Annotated in this window: 14 protein-coding genes and 3 tRNA genes; 12 read left to right on the forward strand and 5 right to left on the reverse strand. The window is 67.2% G+C overall.

What is annotated here, in order from left to right; genetic code table 11:
* The first annotated feature begins 3 nt into the window (after positions 1-3).
* On the forward strand, positions 4-987 hold the full coding sequence (locus PU630_RS03590; RefSeq protein ID WP_275278986.1) for an alpha/beta hydrolase: 984 nt from the start codon (positions 4-6) through the stop codon (positions 985-987).
* A 390-nt stretch (positions 988-1,377) separates the two neighbouring features.
* On the opposite strand, the gene PU630_RS03595 is transcribed toward PU630_RS03590, so the two are convergent.
* A complete protein-coding gene (locus PU630_RS03595) occupies positions 1,378-1,866 on the reverse strand; it encodes a YajQ family cyclic di-GMP-binding protein (protein WP_275278987.1) in 489 nt (162 codons plus the stop codon).
* A gap of 261 nt (positions 1,867-2,127) precedes the next feature.
* Here PU630_RS03595 and PU630_RS03600 point away from each other — a divergent pair, with 261 nt between their 5' ends.
* The 6 genes from PU630_RS03600 to PU630_RS03625 all read left to right on the forward strand — a co-directional run bounded on the left by PU630_RS03600 (position 2,128) and on the right by PU630_RS03625 (position 8,915).
* Positions 2,128-3,360, forward strand: a complete 1,233-nt coding sequence (locus PU630_RS03600) for a sugar ABC transporter substrate-binding protein (RefSeq protein ID WP_275278988.1) — start codon at positions 2,128-2,130, stop codon at positions 3,358-3,360.
* Between the two features lie 82 nt (positions 3,361-3,442).
* Positions 3,443-5,053, forward strand: a complete 1,611-nt coding sequence (locus PU630_RS03605) for an ABC transporter permease subunit (protein WP_275278989.1) — start codon at positions 3,443-3,445, stop codon at positions 5,051-5,053.
* A gap of 1 nt (position 5,054) precedes the next feature.
* A complete protein-coding gene (locus tag PU630_RS03610) occupies positions 5,055-5,936 on the forward strand; it encodes a sugar ABC transporter permease (protein ID WP_275278990.1) in 882 nt (293 codons plus the stop codon).
* A 10-nt stretch (positions 5,937-5,946) separates the two neighbouring features.
* On the forward strand, positions 5,947-7,797 hold the full coding sequence (locus PU630_RS03615) for a glycoside hydrolase family 13 protein (RefSeq protein ID WP_275278991.1): 1,851 nt from the start codon (positions 5,947-5,949) through the stop codon (positions 7,795-7,797).
* A 27-nt stretch (positions 7,798-7,824) separates the two neighbouring features.
* On the forward strand, positions 7,825-8,739 hold the full coding sequence (locus PU630_RS03620; protein ID WP_275278992.1) for a PfkB family carbohydrate kinase: 915 nt from the start codon (positions 7,825-7,827) through the stop codon (positions 8,737-8,739).
* A 91-nt stretch (positions 8,740-8,830) separates the two neighbouring features.
* Positions 8,831-8,915, forward strand: a tRNA-Tyr gene (locus PU630_RS03625).
* Between the two features lie 161 nt (positions 8,916-9,076).
* On the opposite strand, the gene PU630_RS03630 is transcribed toward PU630_RS03625, so the two are convergent.
* Genes PU630_RS03630 through PU630_RS03645 form a run of 4 tightly spaced genes read right to left on the reverse strand, consistent with a single transcriptional unit; the run spans position 9,077 to position 11,630 of the window.
* A complete protein-coding gene (locus PU630_RS03630) occupies positions 9,077-10,336 on the reverse strand; it encodes an MFS transporter (protein ID WP_275278993.1) in 1,260 nt (419 codons plus the stop codon).
* A gap of 20 nt (positions 10,337-10,356) precedes the next feature.
* Positions 10,357-10,710 carry a DUF7882 family protein gene (locus PU630_RS03635; RefSeq protein ID WP_275278994.1) on the reverse strand — a complete coding sequence of 118 codons (354 nt, stop codon included), beginning with the start codon at positions 10,708-10,710 and terminating at the stop codon, positions 10,357-10,359.
* Positions 10,698-11,357 carry a helix-turn-helix transcriptional regulator gene (locus PU630_RS03640; protein WP_275278995.1) on the reverse strand — a complete coding sequence of 220 codons (660 nt, stop codon included), beginning with the start codon at positions 11,355-11,357 and terminating at the stop codon, positions 10,698-10,700. The genes PU630_RS03635 and PU630_RS03640 overlap by 13 nt, the downstream gene beginning before the upstream one ends.
* A 57-nt stretch (positions 11,358-11,414) precedes the next feature.
* Positions 11,415-11,630, reverse strand: coding sequence for a hypothetical protein (locus PU630_RS03645; protein WP_275278996.1), 216 nt, complete (start codon positions 11,628-11,630; stop codon positions 11,415-11,417).
* Between the two features lie 269 nt (positions 11,631-11,899).
* Here PU630_RS03645 and PU630_RS03650 point away from each other — a divergent pair, with 269 nt between their 5' ends.
* From PU630_RS03650 to PU630_RS03670, 5 genes are all read left to right on the forward strand, one after another.
* Positions 11,900-12,907: a hypothetical protein gene (locus PU630_RS03650; RefSeq protein WP_275278997.1), complete on the forward strand. Its 1,008-nt coding sequence runs from the start codon at positions 11,900-11,902 to the stop codon at positions 12,905-12,907.
* A gap of 31 nt (positions 12,908-12,938) precedes the next feature.
* A complete protein-coding gene (locus tag PU630_RS03655) occupies positions 12,939-13,760 on the forward strand; it encodes an inositol monophosphatase family protein (protein ID WP_275278998.1) in 822 nt (273 codons plus the stop codon).
* Positions 13,761-14,031: 271 nt separating this feature from the next.
* Positions 14,032-15,342: a M23 family metallopeptidase gene (locus tag PU630_RS03660; RefSeq protein WP_275278999.1), complete on the forward strand. Its 1,311-nt coding sequence runs from the start codon at positions 14,032-14,034 to the stop codon at positions 15,340-15,342.
* Positions 15,343-15,428: 86 nt separating this feature from the next.
* A tRNA-Thr gene (locus tag PU630_RS03665) sits at positions 15,429-15,500 on the forward strand.
* Positions 15,501-15,534: 34 nt separating this feature from the next.
* Positions 15,535-15,608 (forward strand) — tRNA-Met (locus tag PU630_RS03670).
* Positions 15,609-15,725: the final 117 nt, after the last annotated feature.

Genomic DNA, 15,725 nt, shown 5'->3' on the forward strand with positions numbered 1-15,725 from the left:
GACATGAACGACTGGCAGCCCGACCTCCTCGGTCCGCCGTTCGAACAGCTCACGCTGCCGCTGGGTGCCGATGACCAGGGCCCCGTCGTGGCGACACTCGTGCGCAGCATCCCGCGCCGCGCTCTGCGCCGGCTGCCTTTGGCCGGCGTCGACGTCTTGTCGGTGCACGGCTGGTCGGACTACTTCTTCCAGCCCCAGCTGGCCCAGTTCTTCACCGCGCGCGGCGCGCGGTTCCATGCGCTTGACCTGCGCAAGTACGGGCGCAGCCTGCGACCCGGACAGACGCCCGGCGACATCAGCCGGCTCGACGAGTACGACGTCGACATCGAAGCCGCGCTGGAAGCCATGGGGCAGGGGGTGGATGCCGCGGGTCCGCGACATCTGGTGCTGCTGGGCCACTCCACCGGTGGCCTCGTCCTGTCGCTGTGGGCATCGCGGCATCCGGGCCGCGCGGCGGCGCTCGTGCTGAACAGCCCGTGGCTCGAGCTGCAGCTCGGCGCGATCGGACGCAACGCCGTCACGCCTCTGGTCAATGCGCGGGCGCGCATCGACCCGCGTGGACTTGCCCCGGTGGTCGATTTCGGCTTCTACACACGAGCGCAGCACGAGGTCGGTGCGCTGCCCGTGGCCGGCTATCGGGAAGACTGGCGCCCCGCCCGCGGATTCCGCGTGCATGCGGGGTGGCTGGCGGCGATCCTCGAGGGGCATCGGCGGGTGCGTGCGGGGCTCGACATCGCGTGTCCGGTGCTCGTGCTGATGTCGGCGCGGTCGACACCGGCGCTGACCTGGTCCGAGCAGATGGCGAGCACCGATTCAGTGCTGGTCGTCGATGACATAGCAGAGGCTGCGACCCGCTTGGGCAAGCTCGTGACGCTCGCGCGCATCGACGGCGCGATCCACGACATCTTCCTGTCGACGGTCACGCCACGGGCCGATGCCTACGCGGTGCTCGATGACTGGCTTGTGTGCGGCCTTCACGTGCGCTGAGCGAGATCTTCGAACCTGCGCGCCGAACTCGATCTCTGGCACGAACTGATCTACCGTTGACAATGGTTGTCGTGGCACGTCGAGTCCCCAGCTCGGCGTTGTGCCCGTTCCCCAGACGGGACTGCCGCATTTGCGCAACCAGCGTGGGTGCCGCGAGACCCGGTTCCCCAACAGGCGACGGCTCGCGGTACCCACGTACTCTCTGCTCACAAGCATGCTGATCGATGGCGCCCTGCCGGTCCGAGGACTCCCCAGTCCGTCTCGGCGGTGCAGGCGTCCAGTGGATGCTCGCCCCAGTGCTTCAAGTGATCTCAAGGTATCCGGTCGACTTCGCCTTGTCCACCGAATGGGGGACAAGGCGAAGGGTCTTCAGGGAATCCTGAGGTTGTGTCAGCGGTAGTTGACGAATTGGAGATCGACGTCGAGGTCAGCGGCCTTCAGCAGGCGCTGCACCTCCTGCAGATCGTCGCGGCTCTTGGACTGCACGCGCAGCTCGTCGCCCTGGATCTGCGCCTTCACCGAGCGCGGTCCCTCGTCGCGGATGAGCTTGGTGATCTTCTTCGCCGAGTCCTGTGAGATGCCGTCCTTCAGGCTCGAGGTGATGCGCACCTCTTTGCCGCCCTGGACGGGCTCGCCGACATCGAGGCTCTTCAGCGAGATACCGCGCTTGATGAGCTTCGACTCGAGCACGTCGAGCACCGCCTTTGCGCGCTCCTCGGTCGAGGCCTTGACGAGGATCTGCTCGCCGCTCCACTCGACCGAGGCGCCTGTGCCCTTGAAGTCGTAGCGCTGCTCGACCTCCTTGCGGGCCTGATTGAGCGCGTTGTCGGCCTCTTGATGATCGACCTTGGAGACGATGTCGAAGGATGAGTCAGCCATGCCGCGAGTCTATCCGGCGAGCTTTGGTCTTAGGGATGCGGATGGCGTGATTCCGCGCCGCGGCATCCCCTCATCTGTCTGTGCAACCGCTTCCATGAAGGGCCGGTGCTCCGCGAGAAGGTCACGAGACGATATCGACGTAAAGGCGAGATTGTGCTATCGCCGCTCCTGAGTAACAATGTAAGCGCTTGCATCGCAGGCGTTCCGAGCGCGAAGACCCCTGAAGGGTCGCGCGCACAGATTCCAGAGAGGCACACACCGATGAGGGTGAACAAGAAGGGCGCCGTCGCCATCGCGGCGCTGATCGCCGGAAGCATGCTGGGTCTTGCCGGCTGCTCCGGGCAGGCGGCCAGCGCGCCGAAGAAGACCACGTCCGGAACCCTGACGGTCTGGGTCGACGCCGACCGGGCGCGTGCGCTCAAGGACGTCGCGGCCGAGTTCCAGAAGGACAAGGGCATCAAGGTCGATCTGGTCGTCAAGGACTACGGCAAGATCCAGCAGGACTTCACCGCCCAGGTGCCCACAGGCAAGGGCCCCGACCTCACGATCGGCGGTCACGACTGGACCGGTGGATTCGTGCAGGACGGCGTCATCGCCCCCGTCGAACTGGGCGACAAGGCGTCGCAGTTCGAGAAGGTCGCGCTGCAGGCCGTCACCTACGACGGCAAGACCTACGGCCTGCCGTACGCGATCGAGAACATCGCGATCCTGCGCAACACAAAGCTGGCAGACTCCACGCCGGCGACCTTCGACGAGATGATCGCCGCGGGCAAGAAGGCGGGCACGAAGTACCCGTTCCTGGTCGGTCAGGACGCCCAGGGCTCCGACCCGTACCACCTGTACCCGTTCCAGACCTCGTTCGGCAACGCGGTGTTCGCGCAGAACGCCGACGGCTCATACGACGCCTCGAAGCTGACCATCGGCGACTCCTCGGGCGAGGCGTTCGCGAAGTGGCTGGGCTCGCAGGGCGACAAGGGCACGAAGGTCGTCAACCTCAACCTGTCGCAGGACCTCGCCAAGGAGGCCTTCCTCGCCGGTGAGGCGCCGTACTTCCTGTCCGGCCCCTGGAACGTCGCCGATGCGCAGGCCAAGGGCATCGACGTTGCCGTCGACCCGATTCCGTCGGCCGGCGGTGAGACGGCTGCTCCCTTCGCCGGTGTGCAGACCTTCTTCCTGAGCGCCAAGTCGAAGAACGCCCTCGCGGCCACCGACTTCCTGGTGAACTACATCGCCACCGAAGACGTGCAGACCGCGCTGTACAAGGCCGGCGGCCGCCCGCCGGCACTGACCACGGCTTACCAGGCCGCGCAGTCCGACCCGATCATCGCCGGCTTCGGCAAGGTCGGCGAGAACGCCGTGCCGATGCCGTCGATCCCGCAGATGGGTTCGGTGTGGGATGACTGGGGCAAGACCGAAGCCGCCATCATCAAGGGCGCCGACCCCGTGTCGAGCTGGCAGAAGATGACCTCCAACATCGAGGCCAAGCTCAAGTAGTACCCCTGGGTGGGGCGGCACCGCCACAGGTGCCGCCCCACCTCGTACCGCGCAGGCGGGAGCCTGCAGACAGGAGTCGACGATGACAGCTCCGATCCTCGAGCACGAGCCCGAGAAGGTGGATGCCGCGACCCGTCGCCGTCGCAAGCGCGCGGCGGCGATCGCCGAGGCGGCATCTGCCGGGTGGAAGGTCTGGCTCGTCAAGATCGTGCTGCTCGGTGTGATCGACGCGCTGGTGATCTACGCGATGCTCGCGCTGCTCGCCCAGGGCAACTGGCTGGTGCCGGTGATCATCGGCGCCGTCACGCTCCTGGTCAATGTCATCTACCTCAAGCCGGGCCTGCTCCCGGCCAAGTACCTCACACCGGGGCTCATCTTCCTGGTCGTGTTCCAGATCTTCGTGGTCATCTACTCGGGCTACATCGCCTTCACCAACTACGGGTCCGGGCACAACTCGACGAAAGACGATGCGGTCTCCGCGCTGCTGCTGCAGTCGCAGACTCGCGTCGACGACTCGCCGACGTATCCGATCCGTGTGCTTGAACGCGATGGATCCTTCTACCTGCTGACGACCGATCCGCAGACCGGCACCTTCGAGGTCGGCGGTCAAGACACGCCTCTCGCGCCGGTCGACGGCGCCACCGCCGACGGAGCCCCCGGCTTCACGACTCTCGACTTCGGCGCCATAGTGCAGAACCAGGGCGCTATCGGTGACCTCTCCGTGCCGCTCACCGACGATCCCAACGACGGGTTCCTCAAGACGACCGACGGGTCGAACGCGTATCTGTTCACGTCGACCCTGCACTGGGACCCCGACGCCGACACGATGACCGACACGACCACGGGGGTCGTCTACCACGATGACGGGCGCGGCGCCTTCACTGCCGACGACGGCACGCAGCTTCTGCCGGGGTGGCAGGTGTGGGTCGGCTTCGACAACTTCGTGCGCGCGTTCACCGACTCGTCGATCCGCGGGCCGTTCTTCTCCGTGCTCATCTGGACGTTCGTCTTCGCCATCCTGTCGGTGGCGACGACTTTCGTGCTCGGCTTGTTCCTGGCCATCGTGTTCAACGACCCGCGCATGAAGAGCAAGAAGTTCTACCGGGTGATCATGATCCTGCCCTATGCCTTCCCCGGCTTCCTCTCGGCGCTGGTCTGGGCGGGCATGTACAACCAGGACTTCGGCTTCATCAACCAGGTGCTCTTCGGCGGGGCATCGATACCGTGGCTGCAAGATCCGTGGCTGGCGAAGTTCGCCATCGTGCTGACGAACCTGTGGCTCGGGTACCCCTACATGTTCCTCGTGTGCACGGGAGCCATCCAATCGATCCCCGAAGACATCCAAGAGGCCGGCCGTGTCGACGGCGCGAGCGTGTGGCAGATCTTCCGCCACATCAAGTTCCCGCTGCTGCTGGTGTCGGTGGCGCCGCTGCTGATCTCATCGTTCGCGTTCAACTTCAACAACTTCAACCTGATCTACATGCTCACCGGCGGCGGCCCGCGCATCGCCGACGCGAGCATCAACGTCGGGCAGACCGACATCCTGATCTCGATGGTCTACAAGGTCGCCTTCGTCGGCGCTGATCGCGACTACGGCTTGGCGAGCGCCTTCTCGATCATCATCTTCGTGCTGGTCGCACTCATCTCGTACCTGAGCTTCCGCCAGACCAAGACGCTCGAGGAGCTGAACTGACATGGCCACCCAGACCTCCCTGCCCCGGCGCCCGTTCCCGCGGTGGTTCCGCGAGACCGGCTGGCGCCACGTCATCGGCATCGTCATGCTCGTGTTCGCAGCGTTCCCGCTCGTGTACGTGCTGTCGGCCTCGCTGAACCCCGGTGGCACGCTGCTGACGGCGAACGGCCTGTTCCAGAACATCGACATCGGCAGCTACATCGCGTTGTTCCAAGACCCGACGCGCCCGTACGGCGCGTGGTTCCTGAACACCATAGTCATCGGGCTGTGCACCGCGATCGGCACCGTGATCCTCTGCGCGCTCGCGGCATATGCCTTCTCCCGCATGCGGTTCACCGGGCGCCGGTTCGGCCTGCTGACCCTGCTGCTGGTGCAGATGTTCCCCCAGCTGCTCGCGTTCGTCGCGATCTTCCTTCTCATGTCGGCGATCGGCGACATCTTCCCGGTGCTCGGGTTGAACTCCCAGATCGGCCTGATCATGGTCTACCTCGGCGGCGCGCTGGGCGTGAACACGTTCCTCATGTACGGGTTCTTCAACACCGTGCCGGCGTCCATCGACGAGGCGGCGAAGATCGACGGTGCCGGCCATGCGCGCATCTTCTTCACGATCATCCTGCGTCTGGTCGCGCCGATCCTCGCAGTGATCGGGCTGTTGAGCTTCATCGGCACCACGAGCGACTTCGTCATCGCGTCGGTGATCCTCGTCGACCCCGAGAAGCAGACGCTTGCGGTGGGCCTCTACCAGTTCGTCTCGCAGGAGACCGCGCGAAACTGGAGCGTGTTCGCCGCGGGCGCCGTGCTGGCGGCCATTCTGCCGATGGCACTGTTCCTGTCGCTGCAGAAGTACATCGTCGGCGGGCTCACCGCCGGCAGCGTCAAGTAAGAGGAGCCCCATGCTCACGCCGCACCACGACGGTTCGCCCCTGCACGTCTCGACGCAGGATGCCGCACTCGGCGACGAGGTGATCGTGCGCCTGCGCGTGCCGAACGGTGCGAAGCCCGTCGTCCGGGCGTTCGTGCGCTCGAACCCCGACCACGAGCCGGTCTGGGCCGTGGCATCCCGCGACGGCTCCGCCTGCGGCTGGGAGTGGTGGTCGGCACGGGTCACGGTCGCGAACCCGCGTCACGGCTACCGCTGGGCGCTCGTGCACGACGACGGCACGACCTCGACGCTCAGCCAGGGCGGGCACACCAAGCTCGAGGCGCTTGACGCGGTCGACTTCGCGCTCGTCGCCGGCAATACGCCGCCGGAGTGGCTGGCCGACACCGTGCTGTACCAGGTGTTCCCCGACCGGTTCGCACGCTCGGCCGCGGCCGAGGGGCGCGAGCTGCCCGACTGGGCGATCCCGGCCGATTGGGGTGACCCGGTCGACCCCGAGCAGCCGGGTCGTGGGCATCAGGTGTACGGCGGCGACCTCGATGGCATCGTCGAAAGGCTCGACCACATCCAGAGCCTCGGGGCGACGCTCGTCTACCACACGCCGATCTTTCCGGGGAGGTCGAACCACCGGTACGACGCAGCGCGGTTCGACGTCGTCGACCCGTTGCTGGGCGGCGACGACGCGTACCTGCGTCTGATCGAGGCCGTCCACAGGCGCGGAATGCGCATCATGGGCGACCTCACGAGCAACCACTCCGGCGACGCACACGAGTGGTTCGTCGCCGCGCACGGGCACCCGGGGGCGCCCGAGAGCTCCTTCTATTACTTCCGCGATGCCGCGCAGACCGAGTACGAGTCGTGGCTGGGTGTGCCGAGCCTGCCGAAGTTCAACTGGAACTCACCCGAGCTCCGGCGCCGTTTCATCGAAGGTCGCGACTCCATCGTGGCGAAGTGGCTGGATGCCCCGTACGGCACCGACGGCTGGCGCATCGACGTCGCAAACATGACCGGGCGGCTGGGCGCCGAAGATCTCAACAGCGAGGTGCGCGGCATCCTGCGTCGCACCATGGTCGAGGTGAACCCCGACACGCTGCTGCTGGCCGAGTCGACGAACGACGCGGCGAGTGACCTGCAGGGTGACGCGTGGCACGGCGCCATGACGTATCCGGCGTTCACGCGCAGCGTGTGGGCGTGGCTCGCGGGGCCGAACGAGGATGCCTGGTTCTTCGGCATCCCCACCGGCCTTCCCGGCTACACGGCGCGGCAGTTCGTCGATCAGCTGCAGCGGTTCACCGCGCAGATCCCGTGGCGGGTGCGGCTGGGCTGCATGCAGCCGCTCGACACGCACGACACCGCGCGGTTCGCGGCGTACGCGGCCGAGGGCACCGTGCCGCTGGCCGTCGGGTTGTCGATGACGCTGCCGGGCCTGCCGGTCGTGTTCGCGGGTGACGAGTTCGGGCTGGTCGGCACCGACGGCGAGCAGAGCCGTACGCCGATTCCGTGGGACCGGGTCGACGAGCCCGAGATCGCCGAACGCATCGCGCTCTACCGCGACCTCATCGGGCTGCGTCGCCGGTACACCGCACTGCAGACCGGCGGGCTGCGCTGGCTGCACGTCGACGACGAGACCATCGTGTTCGTGCGCGAGAGCGCCGACGACACCGTGCTCGTGCTCGCCTCGCGCGGGCGGGTCGACGTGGCGCTGCCGGCGCCGCTGGTGATCGGCGGCATCGGCGCCGAGAAGGTCTTCGGAGAAGCGACCCTCGGGGTGGCCGAAGACGGCTCGGCCGTGCTGACCGCCGAGGGACCGGTGTTCGCCGCGTGGCTGCTGCCCGGCGTGGTCGCACCGCCCGCGACCGCGTAGTGGCACGCCTCTTTCTAGACTGACGGGATGGATCAGGATGCCGCACCCGTCGTCGTCATCGGCGACGCCCTCATCGACGAGCTGCGAGACGGGCGTTCGGTGACCGAACTCGTCGGCGGCGCCGCACTGAACGTCGCCGTCGGCCTCGTGCGGCTGGGTATCCCCGCGACGCTGATCGCCATGGTCGGCGACGACGAGGCGGGCGAGCACATCCGTGCGTATCTGCACGACTACGGGGTGGGGCTCCTGGCCACGCGCGGTCCGCGTGGTTCGTCGCGGGCTGTGTCGACCCGCACGGCGGGCGAGCCCGTGTACGCGTTCAACGATGCCGCGCAGCACCGCCGGGTCCAATACGGTGATGCCGAGCGCGCCGCGCTCGCCGTCGCGCCGTTGACGGTGGTCAGCTGCTTTCCGTTCGATGACGCCGAGCAGACAGCCGCGCTCGCGGAGGCTGTGGGGGAGCGGCCGCTGGCCATCGACCCGAACCCGCGGGCCGGCATGCTGCACGACCGCGGGGAGTTCGTCCGCGGCTTCTCCTCGCTCGTGCCCCGCTGCTCGCTGGTGAAGATCGGCGACGACGATGCACGGTTGCTGTATGCGAGCGATCTCGACACCGTTCGGCGCCAACTGGTCGAGGCCGGTGCCGACGCCGTGGTGGCCACAGCCGGTGCCGAGGGCGCGTCGCTCGAGGCAGCCGGCGTCGAAGTGACGGCACCGGTGGTGTCGCTGCCGGGCCCGGTCGTCGACACGATGGGAGCGGGAGATGCCGTGCTCGCTTCTCTTGTCGCGTCACTGATTCGGGATGCCCCGGCCGACGCCGTCGCGTGGGAAGAAGCGCTCGTTCAGGCCATGCGTGTGGCCGCGGCCACGGTGCGATTCCAGGGGGCGCTGCTGCGGCATCCCGACGCCGTCGCGATGGATCTCGATCGCCTCGGCACGTGACGATCGACTCGGTTCGCGGCATCGCTTCGGACCGGGTAATATTGTGTCTCGCGTCTCTGGTCGACTGGAAAAGCCGGGCGGGTGCGCACTTGGCAGGTTACCCAAGCGGCCAAAGGGATCTGACTGTAAATCAGCCGTCTTCGACTTCGGGGGTTCGAATCCCTCACCTGCCACCAACTGTTCAAGGGCTCCGCGTAAGCGGGGCCCTTGAGTGATTTCCGGGCAGGCTCGCGCGCAGCGTGATCTCGGGTGATGACGTCGAGAGCGGACCTCTCCGGTTCCAAGAATGGAGAGAACGCGAGAAGCGCCTCGTGGCTGGCAGGGTCGCGACCCGACCTTATGATGTGTCGCGGGCTGAGCCGTCGGCATCCCGCAACGACAGTGTGCGCAACTGCTTGTTGCTCAACAGCGCCGCGATCAGCGCGGTGATCGCGACGCCGTAGATGAGGAACGGCACCCAGAGCGCGGTCGCCGACGCGAGCACACCGAACAGCGCCATCGTGAGCGGGCGAAGACTGTCGTCGCCGACCTTGATGATGGAGCCCATCCTTCCTAGGTAGCTGGGATCGGTGGTGCCGGCGAATGTCGCGCCGAGCAGCACGGAACCGAACCCGGCGCCGAACCCGATGACGACACCCCCGGCGATGACAAGCCAGAACGGCCCCAGCCCGATCGCGATGATCGCGATGCCCTGTGTGCTGAACGACCAGAACCCCGCGAAGGCTTCGCGGCGCGGGCGCCATTTGAGGACGATGGCCGCGCCGACCGTGGCGCCGACTCCTGCGAAGGCACCGAAGACGCCCACGGCCTCGGCGCCCCAGCCTTCCGCCGTCGCTCGAAGGGCGACACCGATTCCCATGGCAGGTGCCGCCGCGAGGTTCAGACTCGCGAGGGCGATGACGAGAGTACGCGTCGCCGGAACGTCGCGGAGGTGACGGAATCCGGAGAGGATGCCACGCAGCACCGGTTCGCGCTGTGCCCGGGGCAGCGCGAACCGCGGGCGCAGCCAGATGGCGATGAAGGCGACGACCAGGGCGAACGCGACCGCATTCACCGATGCCGAGCCGGCGAGACCCACTTGCGCGACGATGACACCGCCCATGGCCGAGCCGAGCATGCCCCCGAGCCTGCTCGAGGTCTGCATCGCGGCGCCGTAGGTGGGCAGGTCAGCTCTTGTGACCATCTGGCGCGAGATAGTCGACGCGGCCGGCTCATAGAACGCGTCGCAGAGACCGAACGCGAGGGCGGCGAGCAGCAGAACGAACACGGACGGCGCGGTGAGCACGCACCAGATCGCGACGGCGACGAGCACCGCGGTGCGAACGGAGTTGAACAGCACCATGATCTTGCGGGCGTTCAGCCGATCGGCCAGCACACCGCCGAACAGCAGAGCCAGCGCGCGCGGCACGGCGCCCGCCGCGATGACGAGGCCCGCCAGAGCGGGGGTCGTCACTTGCACCGCGGTCCACGCCAGAGCGACGGTCCAGATAGCGTCGCCGGCGTCGGCGATGCCACGCATGAGGATCCACGCGTGAGCGAGACGGTCCCGCCGAAACGGCGGAGGCTCCCTCAGCTGCTCGAGATCGGGCGACGACACCCGCTCATGCTAGACCGGGCTCAGTCCACCGCGATGCTCTGCTCATCGTTCAGGTCGTCCCGCTCGACGGAGGGGCCAGGCGCCGGCTCGGGCACGAGCCGCAGACCGCTCACAGCGTTCGCGGCGATGGCCAGAACTTCGAGCCAGTCGCGATTGATCCGCGGCGTCCTGCTGCCGTGGTACTTGAAGACGATCGATGAGCTCTGGTTGATCCAGATCGTCGTCCTCCCATCGCCGGTGGAGGGGTCGTCACGCCAGCTGAAGGCGAACGGTTCGCGGCGACGCAGCTTGTCTGCGATCACGATCTGCAGATGCGCGAGCGCGCGGTCATCGATATCGACGGCGACATGGCCGTCATAACTCAGTCGTCCCATTCGCCTTCGCTGTTCCTCTTGCGGACCGTTGACGGGCGAAAGCCGTGGTCGATACCCCACAGCACCGCGTTCGCCCGGTTGGTGACGCCGATGCGGCGATAGCAGGTGCGTATGTGCGTCTTGACCGAGTTGATCGACAGATACATCCGCTCGGCGATCTGATCGTTCGAAAGACCCTGGGTGATGAGCGCGAGTACTTCGCTTTCGCGCAGGGTGAGCCCTTCCTCGCGGCCCGGCCAATCGTTCCCGATCGGGGTGGCAAAACGGTGCGAATGCGCATCCTCGGGCTGCCGTCCGGTGTGTACCGCGATCAGCGCTTCGACGAGCTGCGCTGCGGGCAACTCTTTCGAGAGATACGCATTCGCACCGTTGTCGTGCGAAGCCTCCACCAATTCTTGGTCGAGGTTCCAGCTGTAGATCGCCACGAGCCGCACATGTCCGTCGCGCACAAGGCCGTGGATGTCGGCCTGATTTCCCGGCAGGGCTCCGAACGTGTCGTAGAGCGCGATGTCCACGGACGCTGAGGGCGTCCTGTTCGCGTCCAATTCGACCACTTCAACGAGGTCGCTGTAGCTGCGGAGCATCGCCGCCACCCCCTCGACGACGACCTGATAGTCGTTGACGACAGCGACCCGGATTCGTCCCACTTTTGTCACATTAGCCTCAAGAGTCTCACCCTTCGGGGTGAAGATCGTTGCGTGCGTTCACGGTGCGGTGCCGTTCGCGCTCACCGGTTGCGCGGCCGGCTCGTCGGGCCGTTGGCGACGGCGGCGCAGCTCGGCCATCAGCATCCGTTCCCGCGACCTCAATCGCAGGCAGTCCTCCCGGTCGCGCCCCCGTTCGACCTTCTGGAGTTCGATCAGCAGCTCGCGGATCGTCGCGGTCTCCGGTGTGAACGTTGCCCGTGGGTGCTCGTCCATGAGCCCTGCCTCTCGTCACGGGAGTCCGGAAGATCCGCTCGATGGAGCCGTCTGCCGGAGAGCATTCACGCTGACGCGGAAGCGCATTCTCCCCCTCGGCTCAGCATGACACTCCTGTGATACCTCGGGGGCCGAATGCCGGTCTTTCACCCCCAGGGGTGGACCGGCGGCGGACGCCTTCTCCACAGAACCGCGGCATCCCCTCTCATCTTGTCGGCGGTCCGTGTCAGGATGGGGGCGCGGGGATGCCCGCTGACGAGAGGACTGCCATGACCGCGCCACAGGTGACGCCTCCTGACACTGCGACGTCGAACTCGAAGCTGCTGCGTGCCGCCATCTGGGTGGCGATCGGCGCACTGATCGCGGCGGCGATCGTGTGCGTGATCATGGTGCTGCTCGGGTCCGCGAACGGCATCGTCGGTCGCGCATTCCTCACGATCCTGCTCATGGTGGCGTTCTCGGGGGTCGCGCTGCTCGACACCTATCTCGCGCCGCGTCGGCCGGTCTGGTTCGCCTTGACGAGCATGGTCGTGTGGGTCGTGACGCTGCTGATCGGCGCGATCATGATCTGGCTGCCGTTCCGCAGTTTCTTCGAAGACCAGTACGGCGGGGGAGCGGGCCGATTCCTCGCCTTCCTGCTCATCGTGCTGATCCTGCAGCTGGGCGTGCTGCACGTGCGCCTCTATGTGAAGGCGTGGCACCGCCACCGTGCGACCTTCACCAACATCGTCGCGTGGGTGACGATCGTGCTGGTCGCGCTGCTGGCTCTCGCGCTCGTGTTCCCGCTCATGCTGCGCGAGTGGGTGCGCTTCTACGACATCTATTGGCGTCTGACGGTCGCCATCGCGATCCTGGCCGCGGTGGGCACGGCGCTCGTACCGCTCGTGAATGCACTGCTCGCTCCGCATCGTGGCGCTGCGCACCCGACCGCGCCGCAAGGCTGGCCCACGTACGCCGATGGGTTCACACCCCTCCCGGTGCTGCCCGACGGCCAGCCCGACTGGAACGCCTATTACACCGGGTATCCGACCCAGGTATATCAGGGGGTGGATGCCGCGGCCGCCGCGCCCGCGCCGGCATGGCCCGCTCCCGAGCAGGCGCCCGCCATCGCGCCTGAGCCGGTCGCTCAGCCGTACGCCGATCCGTACGGTGCGCCGGCCTCTCCCGACTGGCCGGCTCCCACGCCTCCTTCCGTACAGCCTCCGGTCGCGCAGCCGCCCGCAGCTCCGGGTTACGAGGGCTTCCCGCCTCCGCCGCCGCTGCCGGGTCAGCGCTGATCGTCGCCGCTACAAGACGTACCGTGGAGAGATGACCGCCGCCGAGACTCCCTCCGACCTCGAACAGCTCGCCAGAGACATCGCACGCGAGGCCGGTGCCCTCGCGCATCGTCGGCGTGAAGAAGGTGTGCAGATCGCCGCCACGAAGTCGACACTCGCCGACATCGTCACGGCGGCCGATCGTGAGGTCGAGGCGCTCATCCGGGAGCGCTTGGCACAGAAGCGGCCCGACGACGGCTTCTTCGGCGAGGAATCGGGAGCCGAACAGGGCACCTCGCCGATCACCTGGGTGGTGGATCCGATCGACGGAACGGTGAACTATGCCTACGGCATCCCGTCGTACGCCGTGAGCATCGCCGCGGTCGAGGGTGAGCCCGACCCGACCCGCTGGCGTGCGCTCGCCGGTGCCGTGTACGCACCCGCTCTCGGTGAGCTCTTCTCCGCAGCGGCCGGGGGCGGTGCATGGCTGCAGGCAGGCGACGCCGACGCTCACCGGCTCGCCGTGCGCGAGCATGCGCCCGACGCGGGAGCTCTCCTGGCGACCGGGTTCGGCTACGACCCGGCCACGCACGTCGGCGACCTGGCCAGGCTCGAGCGGGTCATGCCCCTGGCCCGTGACATCCGCCGCATCGGCTCAGCCGCCCTCGACCTCTGCTACGTCGCGGCCGGCCGGCTCGACGGCTATTTCGAACGGGGTCTGAACCCCTGGGACCACGCCGCCGGCGCGCTCGTGGTCGAAGAGGCCGGCGGTCGTGTGGGCGGCCTGCCGGGCGGGCGACCCGGCACCCCGCTGACGATCGCCGCCGGCGCGGAACTGTTCGTAAGACTCGACGAGGCCATCGACGGACGCTGACGATATATCAGCCGCCGTGCATGGCATTTTCAGATTCGTCGGGGTAGTGTTTACCCATTCGTTATCTTCGTCCCCCGAACGGCGAAGATGATCATCTTTCTACGACCGTCTGTTGCCCCCCAGCGACCTGACCCGAGAGATCGCCTCCCCGTTGTCTTCTGACGCCCCTATGGCTGAGCCCGCGCGCTCGCGACGCTCCGCCCGTACCGCACCTACGCCTGTTCAGGCGTCGGCGGATGCGCAGATCAGCAGGTCTGAACTGCGTCGTCGTGTGACGGCGCCGGTCGAGCGTCCCTCGGTCATCTGGGGAGAGAAGAAGGATGCCGCGACTCCGGCGCCTACGCCTGTGAAGCCGGATGCTGCGGTCGCCGTGCCGGCACCCGTGACCGAACCCGTGCGGGCGGTCGAGGCTCCGGCCTCCTCCGAATCGCAGGTGCCCCTCACGCGCCGTGCGCGTCGCCTGGCCACCGGTCAGACCCCCATCATCCCGTCGACGCCCCCGGAAGCCGTCTCGACGGCCGCGATCGCCCTCCCCGCCACGGCGTCGTTCTCGGTGCCGGCGCCCGCGTCGAAGCCGCAGTCTGAGCCCGAGGCCGCGCCGCAGCGGGCACCCGAGCCCGCGGCATCCACTTCCGTTCCGGAGCCCGAGCCCGCGGCATCCACCCCCGTCGAATCCGTCGACGAGTTCGAGGCCGCCGCGCGGCTGTTCTCGTTCACCGGTGAGACGCCCGTGCAGCGCGACGAGAACGAGTTCGTCGCCGAGCGAGTGGTCGAGGATGAGCCCGAGAAGACGGCTCCAGCTTCCAAGAAGAAGCACAAGGCCCCCCGCAGGCGTGCCACGACACGCACCTCGCTCAAGCGCATGGCGACCGCATCCGCCACGCTCGGTGCGATCGTCGCGGTCGGTCTGCTCGCCGTCGGCACGACGATGCCCGCTGAAGCGGTCGCCGCAGTCGACCAGCAGCTGACCGGGGTCGCACCCAACCAGCAGGCGGGGGATGTCACGGCGTCCAGCGACGACGAGATTCAGGCGTATGTTGCGCCGGGTGATGCCCAGCCGGTGGCCGGCGAACTCGACCGCACCAGCAACTACAGCACCGCGACGCTCGTCGAGATGGCCGGGACCACAGGCATCTCGAATGCCTCGAGCGCGGTGTTCACGAACAACCCGTTGTGCGATGTGCAGTGGCCGTTCGCGGTGGGCGTGTCGATCTCATACGGGTTCGGTCCGCGTCCGGGCGAGTTCCACGAGGGTGTTGACTTCACTCCCGGCAACGGCGCTCACGTGCAGGCGATCGCCGACGGCACAGTCCGGGTGGCTCAAGAGGGTTACCAGGGCTATGGGGTCGCGGTCATCATCGACCACGTGATCGACGGGCAGCACGTCGCGAGCCTGTACGGCCACATGCAGTACGGGTCGCTGCAGGTGCACGCCGGCGAGAAGGTCAAGGTCGGCCAGTACATCGGCCGTACCGGCAACACCGGGTACTCGTTCGGCGCGCACACGCACGTCGAGATCCGTCAGAACGGCGTGACGCCGATCGACCCGCTGCCGTGGCTGCGGGCGCACAACAAGTGCTGACCACGGTGCGTCACGGACGCGGTGCTCGGTTCGGTAATCGCGCGTTGCTCTGATATTCTTTTCTGGTTGCCCGCAGTGACGGGAACGCCCCGATAGCTCAGTGGCAGAGCACTTCCATGGTAAGGAAGGGGTCGTCAGTTCAATCCTGACTCGGGGCTCGCACGCATCACGGTTTCGATCGGGATGCCTCGCGGCAGGGTAGCTCAGTTGGTGAGAGCGCACGACTCATAATCGTGAGGTCGCGGGTTCAAGCCCCGCTCCTGCTACAGATCAAAACCCCCGGATTTCCGGGGGTTTTGTCGTCTGTGTTCTGGGTTCCATCTGCCACCCGCAGCGGCTTGTGTTTGGAAGGCTCGCCCTCGAGAGGGGGACTCTCGGGCGAC

The organism is Microbacterium horticulturae, from assembly GCF_029094505.1.
GTDB classification, from domain to species: domain Bacteria; phylum Actinomycetota; class Actinomycetes; order Actinomycetales; family Microbacteriaceae; genus Microbacterium; species Microbacterium horticulturae.

Coding starts and splice junctions, on each gene's coding strand:
- PU630_RS03650 (WP_275278997.1), top strand. CDS start 11,900: ATGACCGCGCCACAGGTGACGCCTCCTGACACTGCGACGTCGAACTCG.
- PU630_RS03590 (WP_275278986.1), top strand. CDS start 4: ATGAACGACTGGCAGCCCGACCTCCTCGGTCCGCCGTTCGAACAGCTC.
- PU630_RS03620 (WP_275278992.1), top strand. CDS start 7,825: ATGGATCAGGATGCCGCACCCGTCGTCGTCATCGGCGACGCCCTCATC.
- PU630_RS03635 (WP_275278994.1), bottom strand. CDS start 10,710: ATGGGACGACTGAGTTATGACGGCCATGTCGCCGTCGATATCGATGAC.
- PU630_RS03615 (WP_275278991.1), top strand. CDS start 5,947: ATGCTCACGCCGCACCACGACGGTTCGCCCCTGCACGTCTCGACGCAG.
- PU630_RS03610 (WP_275278990.1), top strand. CDS start 5,055: ATGGCCACCCAGACCTCCCTGCCCCGGCGCCCGTTCCCGCGGTGGTTC.
- PU630_RS03655 (WP_275278998.1), top strand. CDS start 12,939: ATGACCGCCGCCGAGACTCCCTCCGACCTCGAACAGCTCGCCAGAGAC.
- PU630_RS03645 (WP_275278996.1), bottom strand. CDS start 11,630: ATGGACGAGCACCCACGGGCAACGTTCACACCGGAGACCGCGACGATC.
- PU630_RS03600 (WP_275278988.1), top strand. CDS start 2,128: ATGAGGGTGAACAAGAAGGGCGCCGTCGCCATCGCGGCGCTGATCGCC.
- PU630_RS03595 (WP_275278987.1), bottom strand. CDS start 1,866: ATGGCTGACTCATCCTTCGACATCGTCTCCAAGGTCGATCATCAAGAG.
- PU630_RS03605 (WP_275278989.1), top strand. CDS start 3,443: ATGACAGCTCCGATCCTCGAGCACGAGCCCGAGAAGGTGGATGCCGCG.